This window comes from Flavobacterium sp. 83, assembly GCF_000744835.1.
Taxonomy (GTDB): Bacteria; Bacteroidota; Bacteroidia; order Flavobacteriales; family Flavobacteriaceae; genus Flavobacterium.
The window spans coordinates 752,593-765,918 of record NZ_JQMS01000001.1 but is presented as its reverse complement, the minus strand read 5'-3'; the positions used below and the strand labels follow the sequence as shown (position 1 = coordinate 765,918).

The window sequence follows — 13,326 nt, the reverse complement described above, 5'->3', positions numbered from 1 at the left end:
TCATGAATGTATCTCTAATATTAATTATACTTTTGGTTGGTGCGTTTGCAACTTTTCTTGCAGGCGATAAACTAGCTTCAAAAGTGGCTTTGTTCTTTGGGTTAGCTGCTGCAGGCGCTTCTATTGTGTTATTAAATCACTATAATTTAGGTGAAAATATCAGTTTCATCAAACAGTGGATTACAAAACCTAATATTTCTTTTGCTTTAAAAGCAGACGGACTTTCGCTGGCAATGCTTTTGTTGACTACGGTTTTGACACCAATTATTATTTTCTCTTCTTTTGGGAATGACTATAAAAATTCAAAATCGTTTTATGCTTTAATTCTTTTTATGTCATTTGCAATGGCAGGAACATTTTTAGCATCTGACGGGTTATTATATTATATTTTCTGGGAATTATCATTGATACCTATTTACTTTATCGCATTAATTTGGGGTAATGGCGACACCGAAGAACGCAAAAAAGCAGTAGTTAAATTCTTTATCTACACATTGGCAGGTTCATTATTTATGTTAGTGGCTTTTGTTTACATGTATCAGAAAGCAGGTAGTCTTTTATTGGAAGATTTATACAAATTGAATTTATCTGCAACTGAACAATTATGGATATTCTTGGCTTTCTTCTTAGCGTATGCTATTAAGATTCCATTGATTCCTTTCCACACTTGGCAGGCGAATGTGTACCAAAAAGCACCAACTGTTGGAACGATGCTTTTGTCGGGTATTATGCTAAAAATGGGTTTGTACAGTGTTATCCGTTGGCAATTGCCATTGGCGCCATTGGCAGCCAAAGAATACATGTATATTTTTATTGGACTTGGAATCGCAGGTGTGATTTATGGTTCAATTGTAGCCTTGAGGCAAAAAGACTTGAAGAAATTATTAGCGTATTCTTCTTTGGCACACGTTGGTTTAATCGCAGCAGGAACATACACTTTGACATTAGACGGATTGCGTGGTGCAGTTTTACAAATGATTGCACACGGATTTGTAGTTGTTGGATTGTTTTTTGTAGCTGAAATTATATTCAGGAGATACGAAACCAGAGCCATAGCTGAAATGGGCGGTATTCGTACTCAAACACCAAAATTTACCTCCATGTTTTTGATTTTGGTTTTAGCATCAGTTGCTTTGCCAACTACTTTTAACTTTGTTGGAGAATTCACCGTTTTATACAGTCTTTCACAAATTAATATTTGGTTTGCCATTTTAGGAGGATTAACTATAATTTTAGGAGCGTATTATATGTTGAAAATGTTTCAACACGCTATGTTAGGCGAAACTAATTCAAAAGTTTTTGCTGATGTAACTATCAATGAAGGAATAACTTTGGTAATTGTAATTGCTGTCCTATTCTTCTTTGGATTGTATCCAAAACCAATTATAGATTTGATCACACCAAGTCTTGAAGAAATTTTAACTCAAATAAACCGAATTAACTAAGTCAAATAAAAAAATGAATACATTAATAGCTATAATAGGATTAGGTGTTTTATGCCTTTTATTTGAAATTTTTAATTTAAGGAAAGCCATTGTTCCAATAACGATTATTGGATTATTGGCAGTTCTTGGTTTAACCATATCTGAATTTAATTCGACACAGAGTTACTATAACAATATGATTATTGTAAGTAAATTTTCAACTGTGTTTTCTTCTTTGTTTATTGTGCTTACTATTTTCTTAGTGGCTTTAGGGCATAATTTTTACGAAAATCATCAATCTAAAATCTCTGATTTTATTGCCATAAAAGTATTTTTATTGGCGGGAGCAGTGGCAATGGTTTCTTTTGGGAACTTAGCGATGTTCTTTTTAGGAATCGAAGTATTATCGATTTCGCTTTATATTCTTGCGGCAAGTGACCGTATGAATTTAAAAAGTAACGAGGCAGGAATGAAGTATTTCTTAATGGGATCTTTTGCTTCAGGAATTATTCTATTTGGTATCTGTTTAATTTACGGAGCAATGGGAAGTTTTGACGTTACTGAAATCAGCGAATTATCACAATCGGCTGAATTGCCAATCTGGTTTCCAATAGGGATTGTATTGTTAACGATTGGAATGTTATTTAAAGTTGCTGCAGTTCCTTTTCATTTTTGGGCACCGGATGTTTACGAAGGTTCACCGGCATTGACAACAGCGTTGATGAGTACTTTGGCAAAAGTAGTTGCAATGGCTACTTTATACAAATTGCTATACGTTATGAATGCTGATATTTCAGAAGCATTTAAAACTATTGTAGTTGTTATTTCTATGGCTTCCATGACTGTTGGTAATATCATGGCCTTAAGACAAACAAACGTGAAACGTATGTTGGCTTTTTCAGGAATTTCGCATGCTGGTTTTATGTTGATGACTTTATTGAGTTTGTCCACTTCAGCAGGTAGTTTATTGTATTATGCGTCAGCTTATTCTTTATCTGGAATAGCTGCTTTTAGCGTGATTTTATACGTTTGCAAAAATAGAGATAACGAGGATATTGTTAATTTTCACGGTTTAGGAAAAACAAATCCATTGTTAGCAGCTATTCTTACAGCCGCTTTGCTTTCTATGGCTGGTATTCCAATTTTTGCTGGATTCTTTGCTAAGTTGGTTTTGTTCAATCAAACGATTCAAGCAGGTTATTTGGCTTTAGTAATCGTAGCAGTTGTGAATTCTATCATAAGCGTTGGGTACTATTTCAAATTGATTTTGGCGATGTATACTAAAGAACCAAATGAAGAAAGAAAAGGAACGCCAGTTATTATTTATGCTGTTGCCGTTATAGCGATTGTTTTGAATATCGCATTGGGTTTGTTTCCGTCTTTTGTTTTGGATTTATTGGGATAAGCCAAAGTTTTAAAAATATACAAAAACCATCAAGAGCAATTTTGATGGTTTTTTTGGTTTCAGGAACTTCCTGTTTCCTTGATTGTAATAAATATTTACTATTCGAGTATCTATAATAAAATCCCAAAACTCAAAATGCTCAAAACAGAATTGATTAATTTTGTCTTATAGAATCAATTTTTGAATTTCAATTAAATAAATGAAGATGGAAAATACATTAAAAATACAAATCTGGTCGGATATCATGTGTCCGTTTTGTTATATAGGAAAAAGAAGGATTGAAGAAGCGCTAGAGCTTTTTGAACACAAAGATTCAGTTGAAATTGAATGGAAAAGCTTTCAATTAGACGCTGGTTTTATTGCTTCTCCTGAGGACAATATGGTAGAACATTTGGCAGAAAAATACAGAAAAGACAATGACTGGGCTCAAAATATGCTCGATAACATGACTCAAAATTTAAAGACTGCAGGATTGGATTTTCATTTTGAAAAAGCAGTTCTAGCAAATTCATTGAATGCACATCGACTGTTGCATTTGGCCAAAAAGTACAATCGTGCAAATGATTTAGAAGAACTATTGTTTAAAGCGTATTTGACCGAAGGCAAGAACGTTAACGATTTAAATACCTTAGCCGAATTAGGGCTTGAAGTTGGACTAGAAGCGGAAGAAATTAAACAAGTGTTGTATTCTGATGCTTTTGCAAATGAAGTACAGCAAGATATTGCAGCGGCAAACTCAATAGGCGTGCAAGGTGTTCCCTTTTTTGTTTTCGAAAATAAATATGCAATTTCTGGAGCGCAACCCGCAGCCGCTTTTCTAAAAACGTTAGATAAAGTATGGGAAGAAGGTAAATTTGAGTCTAAAGTTACTTTGTTGAATACAACAACCGAGAATAGTTGCGACATCAATGGTTGTGACTAAAACGGAGAATATTTTCAAACAAAAGTCCCGTTGATACGAATACCAACGGGACTTTTTAACTAACCATTTTAAACAAACTAATTATCTTTTATCTACTCTAATATCTAAACTTCCTGTTACTTTAGTGTCTTCGATTTTAGCTTTTGTACCATTAGTTCTGTAATAGTATTGATCTTGATCATTTGAATTTTGAGTGTTTCCAATATCACGATTGTCGTAGTCATCGTTATTTTGATTATTTCTATAATCACGATCATTATTGTCATAGTTATTTTGGCTGTATTCATTTGCTCTACGTCCTTTTACACTTCCAACAATATCAATAATTTGGCCACGACGGTTGTAGATAATTTGCAATCCACCTACTTGTTCTAAGGCATAACGGTTGTAAGTCATGTATACGGAACCAACTCGTTTAATTCTATCATTTGAATCATAGTTGATAAATACATTTCCAATACGTCTTACTTTACCAGAATTATCATGTTCCACTTTTACACCATAATTTTGGTTTCTAAAATTTGTAGGTGCTCCATACGTTTTGTTTACTGCACTTGTTCGGGTTGATTTATAATACATATCGCTACTTGTTGATGGACGTGTATTGAAATCAAATTGTCCGTCAGGAAAAACAAAAAATTCGATTCCTCTTTCGGTGAAGACAATTGGATCCGCATTTCTAAAATCAACAGGTGATCTTCTCTCATGAGAAAAATTCGTTTTTTCTGTTGCATTCGCTACACCACCTCCAATAATGAAGATACTAGCTACTAAAAGGGTAATTTTTTTCATAATCAATATAATTTGGGTTTTGCCTACTCTCGAGCTTTTCGGCTTACGCTTTTTTACTTATTTGATTAGGTATATCCAAGTAGCGTGCCAAAGTTTTGAATAACGGTTTTGTACTTATGGAATTTAAATGATTTTTTAATGTTTAAAACGTATAAAATCAGTACGTTGTAGATGTAAGGATGATTGATAATATATTTTCAATCAATAAATATTTAAGTTTTTTTTAAGTGTAATTTCGCTTTAAGACTATTTTTTCTTGGCTTTTCACATAATTTAATTACTGATAATAGTTACTACAGCAATGAAAAGACTAAAATAAAAAGACATTTTTTATTTCTAATAGTTGCCAAATAACTTTGATGAATGTTTTGTCTTTGCCAATAAATATTTAAATTTACTTTAATGTTAACGGCTTGTTTTATTCGTAAATAGGTATTAGTAATGTGTATATTGGCTTTAAAAAAAGAAATAAACTGATATTATAAGTAGTATTAGTTTTTAAACTATCGAAAATGACTAACAGGAGTGAAAGCGTTAAAGTAATTCGTTGGGGAATATTAGGATGTGGTAATGTTACTGAAGTAAAAAGTGGTCCTGCTTACCAGAAAACAGATGGCTTTAAAATCGAAGCAGTGATGCGAAGAGATGCTGATAAAGCTGCCGATTATGCTAAAAGACATAGTATAGATAAATTTTACACTAATGGAGATGACTTAATTAATGATCCAGAAATTGATGCAATTTACATTGCAACACCTCCTGATACTCATAAATATTACGGACTTAAAGTTGCTCAAGCCGGGAAAATTTGCTGTATCGAAAAACCTTTGGCGCCAAATTACCAAGATAGTCTCGCCATTTATGAGGCTTTTGAAGAAAAAAATATCCCCTTGTTTGTTGCCTATTATAGACGTACACTTCCTCGTTTTGAACAAATAAAAACATGGCTGGATGCTGATAGCATTGGAACTGTCAGGCACATAAGATGGCATTTGAGTAAACCTACAACTACTCAAGATTTATCTGGAGAATACAATTGGAGAACTGATTCTGTGATTGCTACTGGGGGATATTTTGATGATTTGGCGAGTCATGGACTGGATTTGTTTATTCATCTTTTAGGAAATGTAAAAGATGTTTCGGGTATAAGTCTTAACCAGCAAGGATTGTATTCAGCCAAAGATGCCGTTACAGCTTGTTGGGTTCATGAATCTGGAATCACTGGAACTGGAAGTTGGAACTTTGGTTGTTATGAGCGGGAAGATAAAGTTGAAATTTTTGGAAGTAAAGGAAAAATTACATTCTCTGTCTTTGAAAATGAGCCTTTAGTGCTTTCTAATGAGCAAGGAAAAACCGAACTTTTTATTGAACATCCAGAAAATATTCAGTTGTATCATGTAAAACAAATGCGGGAAGATCTTCTGGGGAATAGTAAACATCCTTCAACAGGATTAACTGGTGCCCATACTAGTTGGGTTATGGATAAAATGATAGGAAACCTTTAGCAATTTAAAATAGTTCAAAACAAAAAAAAAGGCTATCCCAAAAAGACAGCCTTCTCAAATTACTACAATTTATTTAATCACTATTTAGCATCAACGGTTTCTATAAAAGTTTTTCCGTTAGAAGTTATCACAAACGTGCATCTGTCTCCTTCGATGTTACTTACATCAAATAGTTTACCAACATTTAATTCAGAAGATAAAGTTGCGTTATATACTTCTGTATCAGAAAAGTTGTAAATTTTAACAGTTACGGGAGTTTGAGAAACGTTCAACATATTTAGGGTTACTATTCCGTCTTTAGTTGTTAACGAAGGCTTATAAACTTCAGAAATAGCATCAGTAGATAATTTAGCTACTTTACCAACAACCTCAATTTTATACTTTGAGATTTTAAGGTCGCTTTCAGCTTGTAAATAGTATACTCCGTCAGGGAAAGCCGTTAAATCATATGTTCTGTTAATATCGTCATCCGAAGTAACATTTTCTTGATAAATTAAATTGTCACTGGTGTCATAAATCGACAAGTCGATTTTCTTGATCTCTCTTAAAGTAAAACTTACTGTTTTTCCTTCGTCTTTTTTTAAATCTAATGAGAAATCAGCGTTCCCTGCATGTGCTTCTACGGCAGTTAATGCTACTGCGGCTAGGACTAAACTAAATTTTAAAATCTTTTTCATAATGTAAATGTTTAGATTTATAATTGATTATTTATCTGATGCTAAATTACCCTAAGAGATTCATTATGAAGTAGTACAGGATTTTCTAATTTATGTGCTATTTTACCTTTTACGAAATCGATTAAGGTTAAAAAAGATAATTGTGTGTCTGTTTTAGGTAATTTTGTGCTAATTCTAAATACGTAGTCGATGAAAATAGTACCGCCTGCCTTTGAAATTATAGCACCATCCTTCGGGAGTTCCTTTTACTTTTCTCAATATGTTGAAAATGCCAACAGTAAGGCACATTTATGGCATTATCATCCAGAAATCGAATTGGTCTTTGTAAATGGAGGATCTGGGAAGCGACAAATAGGGAGCCATATATCCTATTATACTGATGGAGACCTAATACTTATAGGGAGCAATTTGCCTCATTGTGGGTTTACTAATGAAGAAACAGGGAATAAAAATGAAACGGTGATACAGATGAAACCGGATTTTCTTGGGAATGATTTTTTTGATATTTCAGAAATGAAAAATATTCGGAATCTTTTTAGTCAAGCCAAAGCAGGAATTGCTTTTGAAGGAGAAACTAAAAAGAATATTGGAAAGAAAATAGAATCTATGGAAAAACAGTCTCATTTTGAAAAGTTGCTGACCATGTTAAGCATTCTTAATGATCTGGAATTATCCAATGAATTTACCGTTCTGAATGCTGATGGATTTAGGATGGAAATGCAAATGCAGGATAATGATCGTATTAATGCCGTTTTTAATTATGTGAAAGATAATTTTCAGGAACATATTACACTGGATGAAGTGGCTGTATTGGTAAGCATGACTGTTCCTTCTTTTTGTCGGTATTTTAAAAAAATTACCAATAAAACATTTACTCATTTTGTAAATGATTATCGTTTGGTCCATGCTTCTAAACTACTGGCAGAAAAACCCATAAGCATTACTGAAATCTGTTTTGAAAGTGGTTTCAATAATTTCAGCTATTTCAATAAATCATTCAAGGAGTTTACGGGTAAAAGTGCTTCGCAATACCGTCAGGAACTTAGTTCCGTGCTTAAGTAGGGTGGAAAAACGTTTGATAATTACCATTTTTATTTTAATCAATTCTATTGTAGAACTAATTTTGACGTTAAAAAAATAAAAAAAGCCCCATATGTCTATGAGGCATTGTAAAAAACACTCTTAAAAAAACACACAAGATTGCTACAGATTTTATTCTTTAGCGTATCCTGTTTTTCATTCAATTTGTTTAACCGATAGTTTTAATCGGTTTGGGAATGTTCTCTTTTTTTGAATACATACCTATAATTGTAAAAATTACCTATTTGGCACTACTTTTTATTTGTTGAAAAAGAGTTAGTTTTGAGTAAAAATCGTCCATCAAAAGCCCGACATCCAGTTTTTTATAAATCCTGATATTTCGTCCTTTTGAATTTACTTCATAAAGGCCCTGTTCATTAATTAAAGGTGAAGGGTGCAAAACATATTGACTTGAAGAAGGATCGGCTTCAAATGAAGATTGTAAAGCAGTTAATAATACTAGGGGACTATCTCCCAATATGTATGTTTCACCTATAGGATAATTTACAGATGTTAGGTAACTCATAATTTTCTCGACAGACTTGCCTAAGAAATCTCCAATTTTTCCTTGATTTTTAACCTTAAGTAGTAAGGAAGAATATGGTAATAATACTTGGCGATACGCATCACGAGGAACTTGCCATATTGGTAATTGTGAATTATTGAAGATTACCTGACCCGCTTTTATATCAATACCCAAATTATATTCTAAACTTGTATACCCTGGTGGTGGAGATGCAATTTCCGAGTATTCAGGCCCGCCAATCCATATTAATGTTAATCGATCAGCAATTTTTGGTTCTAATAAATAGGCACTTGCTAAATCCGTTAGTCCGGCACCACAAACCACATATAATGGCAATTTGGTATCTTCTCGCATTGCTTCTTTTACAATCAAAGATGCTGCTGCTGATTGTTGCGGTGTATTCAAATCTTTTAACGATTCATTAGACCCTTGATATACATTGTAATTATTTTCTAATTGCATTATTTTCAAGAGTTCTAAAACTTTATTCTTAGCATTAACAGCCGTAATAGTCGAATTATCAAAACCATCTCCAGGTTTAAGATGTGACCCAATTATTCCTCTAATATCTACTGAAGGAGAAAGTAAATGTTGGACAAGCTCGAATAATCCGTCAGGATCTCCTCCAAAATCATTGTCTATAATTATGCGCATTCTTGGCTTGATCCTAATTTCATCAAATGATTTTGGCACCTTTTGGTTTGTTTTCTTTTGAGCCATTACATTTCCACTTATCAATACAGAAAGTATTATAAATAAAATATTTTTCATATGTGTTTGTTTTTAAAAAGAAGGAATTGGGCAATCTGTTTAATAAAATGTTCCATGGAATACAAATGTTAAATCAATAACCTATAACAGTAAGATTCATGTACTTCCTCTAATTAGATTAAAAAAATAGAGTTACAATTAACCAAATTGTAACTCTATAAAACGACTCATTTTAAATAAGAGTGGTTTTTTACTAATTAATTTTCCTCAATAATCTTTACTCCCCACGGTTCTAATTGAACCTCTTTGTTTTTTATTATACTTTCTGCAGAGAGCAGTTCTTTACCTTCTTTGTATGGGTAACTAAATGAGCTTGTAACAGATGAATAATTAAAATAATAATGAATTGTTTTTCCTTTTTCATTTACTCCTGACTTTGTAATCAAAGGGAAAGATAGTTGTTGATCAAGTCCCCACAAATCTGCTTTCTTAAGCGCACCCGCTACTATTTTTTCAATTACGGCAGTACTTGTTACGCATCCAATATAGGTTGCCAATCCTTTACCATAATTATTTTCTGTTATTGCCGCGTATTTTCCCCAAACAGGATGGTCATAGTAAGCCAGAACTTTTGCTGTAGTAGGAGTAATTAATTCCATCCATGTGCTAACTTTATTATTTTCGACACCCACATTATATGGGTCTGCTTTTAGAGTAACATTTTCAGGAATGGTAAATTGACTGTAATTAATACCACAAGCTTCCTCAATAATACCGGGTTGTTTAGATGTTCTAACTTTCACATTTTGATCAGAAAATCCACTTTTAAAAGTATAAACAATATGGCCTCCGTTTTTTACAAATAGATTTAAACGTTGCAATAAACTATCTGGTGCGGCATATAAAGCAGGAACAACAAGCAACTTATAGTCTTCTAAATTAGTGCTCGAAGGATCAACAAAATCCACCCCTACATTCATTCGATATAAAGCATCATAGAAAGGACGAAGAATATCATTATAACTTTCCTTAGATCCCCAACCAAATCCAAACCATTTGAATGCCGTTAATGCTTCGTTGCTAAAAAGGACGGCTACTTTATTTTTTTTCTTAAGATTGACTAAATGCGAACTAAGTCTTTCAAAATCCTTACCAATGGTTTTAGCTTCATTATACGTTGGATTAGGTTCAAAATCATGGCTAAGCAAACCTTTCCAATATGTCTCGGCAGAATTATGAATCGAATGCCAATGCCAATACTCCACCATATTTGCTCCAGATGCCAAATGACTAAACGCCTGTAATCTTAATTGTCCTGTATAAGGAACCCACTGTGCAAATCCTTGCGCTTCGGTTTCAATAACCAGATAGTTTTTTCCTCCCTTCATGGAGCGGGTTAAATCTCCTCCAAGAGAGATTTCGATACCGGTGAGTTTGTCCTGTGTAGGATGGTAAATATCCACTCCTGCAATATCCATTGCTTTTGCAGCGGCAAAATGATCTACTTCAGATTGAATGCCATACGAATATCCTCTCCAGTCTAAATCAAAATTTTGTGTTACAAATTGATCCGGATGTTTGTATTCTCTCACCATTGATGCCTGCCAAGTCAAATAATCAGTTACCAGTTTACGTTGAAACTTTGAAAATTCAGAGCCAAGACTTGCATTTATTGTTCCGACTGTTGAAGGGAAATCATCCCAATTATTAATTCGGTTGCTCCAATAATCCAAACCAAACTCTTTATTAATAACATCTAGCGATTTAAACTTTTCCTGCATGTATTTTACAAAAAGTTTTTGTACTTCAGGACCGGCTGTATTATAAGCTTTCGTTTCATTATCAACTTGGTAGCCTATTATGCCAGGATAATCCTTAACATGTTCCATGATTTTTCGAATTACAATTTCAGCATGTTTGCGAAAATTTGGATTAGAAATATCCATATTCTGACGTGCTCCATATCGATTGGGACCATCTGGAGTTATAGCCAATATATCTGGATATTTTCGTACTAACCAGGTAGGGACAGCGTAGGTTGGTGTGCCTACAATTACACTTATTCCAGCCTTGTGCATGGCATTTAGTACTCGATCAATGTGGGTAAAATCAAATACACCATCTTGCGGTTCAACCGTACTCCAGGTTGATTCGGCAATACGGACTACATTTATGCCGGCCTCTTTCATCATTTGGATGTCCTTATCCAGTCGGTCGTAAGGCATGTATTCATCATAATAAGCAACTCCATAAAGCAGCTTGTCCATTTTAATTTTTTGCCCGCATACAACTGTTTGCCCGCAAAAAATAAAGAGGAAATAAAAAATTATTTTATTCATTTCAGTTTTAGGATTTAAATTAATTACTTATTTCTAATGAATGATTTTAGAGGTTTATAAATGATATTTGATATTGATTCTTTTACTCATTTCCTAAAATAGGAATGGATTATATGCTGTTTTTCTAATTATTGTGTTTCTAATTTTGAGAATATAATGTGCTTTCTCAAAATTAATTTTATGCGTTTGTTAATTTAAAAATAGCCCATAAACATAAGAATATGGGCTATTTTGCAACCTAATTTCAAACCAACTTATTTTACTACTTCGATTGCTGCATTTGTACTATTTATCAACAATTGGAAATCGAAAGACAGCCTTTGCATTGGAATCTAATAAACCATTTCTTGTGTATGGCTCATTTTGAAACTTGTTGATTTACTTAATGTTTACATTTGAAGCAGTAGGTAAATCAACTATGAATTATTAATAACCAGGGTTTTGTTTTAATTTAGTCCCCTGTAGCTCAGTCAATGGAATAGGGAAAATTTCATCTTTACCCGCAACGAAACCTCTGTTTGCTAGTTTGCTGGCTGCATCTCCCCATCTTACTAAGTCAAAGAATCTGTGTCCTTCACCTGCAAGTTCCATTCTTCTTTCGTTTTTAATAGCAGCAAGTGTAACAGGTACAGATGGTAAACCAACTCTCGCTCTTACGGCATCCAATAAAGCTTGTGCTCTTGCTCCTGAACCTAATGCTTCCGCTTCCATTAAATAAGTGTCGGCTAATCTTATTATATAAGAATCTTGCTCATAATTAAAAAATGACAATCCTCCGCCAGTATGCACGTCTTTTGTTCTTGGAAGAAATTTATTTAAAAAATATCCTGTGTCTTGATATCCAGAAATATAATCTACTTGTCCTGCAGCTTTTAAAGCTTTTAGGTCTAATATTGTAGCTCCAAATCTTGGATCTAATTTAATGGCATCATAAAAATCTTGTGTAAGAACATTAAAACTCCACCCAGACGGTAAATCTGGAGCTGTAGAACCAACTGGTCTTGAATAACTTCTAGGACCAACCATAACATTCAATGAATTTCCTTCATCAGCACCAGTCATCCAAGCTGGCCCTTCAGTATTACCGGCACCTGTGCGAACTTCTTCTAAAATTGATTCTGAATTAAATTTATTAGAAACTACCCATAAATCATTATAGTCAGCTAATAATTTGTTTCCATACTGATTCGCTGAACCAGGCGTACCGTTTACTTGTGCCAAAACAGCAGCAGCTTCGGTCTTTTTTCCATCATACAAATACACTTTTCCAAGCATCGCTTGAGCCGCACATTTTGTAAGACGACCAGATTCAGTTGTAGCATTAACACTTGTAGGTAAATCTGCAGCAGCCTCTATTAAATCTTTTTCTATTTGAGCATAAACAGCTGCTGGATTTGATTGCTCAATATCATACATGTTAACCGCTGTCAAAGGTTCTAGTGTTAATGGTATGTTTTTAAACATTCGCACTAAATTGAAATAATAAATTGCACGTAGTCCTTTTGCTTCGGCAGCAAATCTAGTTTTCAAATTATCCGACATGTCAACAGCGTCTAATTTTGAAAGTAACGTATTTGCTCTAAAAATTCCTTGGTATTGCCAGTTCCAATAACCATCTGGTATTGTTGTAGCAGTAAGGGCATGTCTGGAAAAATATTGAACTCCGCCACCATCAGTTTCTCCACCACCACCTGCGTAATGATCATCCGAACCTGCGTTCATCATACCAACGAGATTAAAAAAACCACCTGTGTTTCTACCAAGAACATCATAAACTCCTATTAAAGCAGCCGTAGCTTGTTCTTGATTGGCATAATAATTCTCAGAAACAAAAGAGCCTTTTGGTGTCAAATTCACAAACTCTTCTGAGCATGATCCAAAAGAAGCCATTGCCATTGCAATAAATAAATATTTAAATTTTATTGTTTTCATAATTCTTGATTTT

The 13,326-nt window shown here is 33.7% G+C and carries 10 protein-coding genes; 5 read left to right on the top strand and 5 right to left on the bottom strand.

The genetic code is table 11. The annotated features are described in order from the left end of the window. The first annotated feature begins 2 nt into the window (after positions 1-2). The 3 genes from T410_RS03395 to T410_RS03385 all read left to right on the top strand — a co-directional run bounded on the left by T410_RS03395 (position 3) and on the right by T410_RS03385 (position 3,751). Positions 3-1,445, top strand: a complete 1,443-nt coding sequence (locus tag T410_RS03395; RefSeq protein WP_035668724.1) for a NuoM family protein — start codon at positions 3-5, stop codon at positions 1,443-1,445. A gap of 13 nt (positions 1,446-1,458) precedes the next feature. After that, positions 1,459-2,829 carry an NADH-quinone oxidoreductase subunit N gene (locus tag T410_RS03390; protein ID WP_035668723.1) on the top strand — a complete coding sequence of 457 codons (1,371 nt, stop codon included), beginning with the start codon at positions 1,459-1,461 and terminating at the stop codon, positions 2,827-2,829. A gap of 205 nt (positions 2,830-3,034) precedes the next feature. Beyond that, positions 3,035-3,751 (top strand): DsbA family oxidoreductase, encoded by a 717-nt coding sequence (locus tag T410_RS03385; RefSeq protein WP_035668722.1) that lies wholly within the window; start codon positions 3,035-3,037, stop codon positions 3,749-3,751. Between the two features lie 81 nt (positions 3,752-3,832). Here T410_RS03385 and T410_RS03380 read toward each other — a convergent pair whose 3' ends face one another. After that, the gene (locus T410_RS03380; RefSeq protein ID WP_035668720.1) at positions 3,833-4,543 is read right to left on the bottom strand and encodes a hypothetical protein; all 711 of its coding nucleotides are present in this window, start codon (positions 4,541-4,543) and stop codon (positions 3,833-3,835) included. A gap of 512 nt (positions 4,544-5,055) precedes the next feature. Here T410_RS03380 and T410_RS03375 point away from each other — a divergent pair. Beyond that, a complete protein-coding gene (locus T410_RS03375; protein ID WP_035668717.1) occupies positions 5,056-6,048 on the top strand; it encodes a Gfo/Idh/MocA family protein in 993 nt (330 codons plus the stop codon). Between the two features lie 80 nt (positions 6,049-6,128). On the opposite strand, the gene T410_RS16405 is transcribed toward T410_RS03375, so the two are convergent. Further along, on the bottom strand, positions 6,129-6,725 hold the full coding sequence (locus T410_RS16405) for a hypothetical protein (RefSeq protein WP_051929342.1): 597 nt from the start codon (positions 6,723-6,725) through the stop codon (positions 6,129-6,131). A 189-nt stretch (positions 6,726-6,914) separates the two neighbouring features. Here T410_RS16405 and T410_RS03365 point away from each other — a divergent pair, with 189 nt between their 5' ends. After that, positions 6,915-7,787 (top strand): AraC family transcriptional regulator, encoded by an 873-nt coding sequence (locus T410_RS03365; RefSeq protein ID WP_035668714.1) that lies wholly within the window; start codon positions 6,915-6,917, stop codon positions 7,785-7,787. A gap of 259 nt (positions 7,788-8,046) precedes the next feature. Here T410_RS03365 and T410_RS03360 read toward each other — a convergent pair whose 3' ends face one another. The 3 genes from T410_RS03360 to T410_RS03350 all read right to left on the bottom strand — a co-directional run bounded on the left by T410_RS03360 (position 8,047) and on the right by T410_RS03350 (position 13,313). Then, a complete protein-coding gene (locus T410_RS03360) occupies positions 8,047-9,102 on the bottom strand; it encodes a nucleoside hydrolase (RefSeq protein WP_035668711.1) in 1,056 nt (351 codons plus the stop codon). Between the two features lie 197 nt (positions 9,103-9,299). Then, entirely contained in the window at positions 9,300-11,309 is a 2,010-nt protein-coding gene (locus T410_RS03355; protein ID WP_035668710.1) for a beta-galactosidase, read from the bottom strand. A 498-nt stretch (positions 11,310-11,807) separates the two neighbouring features. After that, entirely contained in the window at positions 11,808-13,313 is a 1,506-nt protein-coding gene (locus T410_RS03350) for a RagB/SusD family nutrient uptake outer membrane protein (RefSeq protein WP_035668709.1), read from the bottom strand. Positions 13,314-13,326: the final 13 nt, after the last annotated feature.

What these genes read in the sequence shown, in the direction of transcription:
- T410_RS03375 (WP_035668717.1), top strand. Translation starts at nt 5,056, where the DNA reads ATGACTAACAGGAGTGAAAGCGTTAAAGTAATTCGTTGGGGAATATTA.
- T410_RS03385 (WP_035668722.1), top strand. Translation starts at nt 3,035, where the DNA reads ATGGAAAATACATTAAAAATACAAATCTGGTCGGATATCATGTGTCCG.
- T410_RS03365 (WP_035668714.1), top strand. Translation starts at nt 6,915, where the DNA reads ATGAAAATAGTACCGCCTGCCTTTGAAATTATAGCACCATCCTTCGGG.
- T410_RS03395 (WP_035668724.1), top strand. Translation starts at nt 3, where the DNA reads ATGAATGTATCTCTAATATTAATTATACTTTTGGTTGGTGCGTTTGCA.
- T410_RS03360 (WP_035668711.1), bottom strand. Translation starts at nt 9,102, where the DNA reads ATGAAAAATATTTTATTTATAATACTTTCTGTATTGATAAGTGGAAAT.
- T410_RS03390 (WP_035668723.1), top strand. Translation starts at nt 1,459, where the DNA reads ATGAATACATTAATAGCTATAATAGGATTAGGTGTTTTATGCCTTTTA.
- T410_RS03350 (WP_035668709.1), bottom strand. Translation starts at nt 13,313, where the DNA reads ATGAAAACAATAAAATTTAAATATTTATTTATTGCAATGGCAATGGCT.
- T410_RS16405 (WP_051929342.1), bottom strand. Translation starts at nt 6,725, where the DNA reads ATGAAAAAGATTTTAAAATTTAGTTTAGTCCTAGCCGCAGTAGCATTA.
- T410_RS03380 (WP_035668720.1), bottom strand. Translation starts at nt 4,543, where the DNA reads ATGAAAAAAATTACCCTTTTAGTAGCTAGTATCTTCATTATTGGAGGT.
- T410_RS03355 (WP_035668710.1), bottom strand. Translation starts at nt 11,309, where the DNA reads ATGGACAAGCTGCTTTATGGAGTTGCTTATTATGATGAATACATGCCT.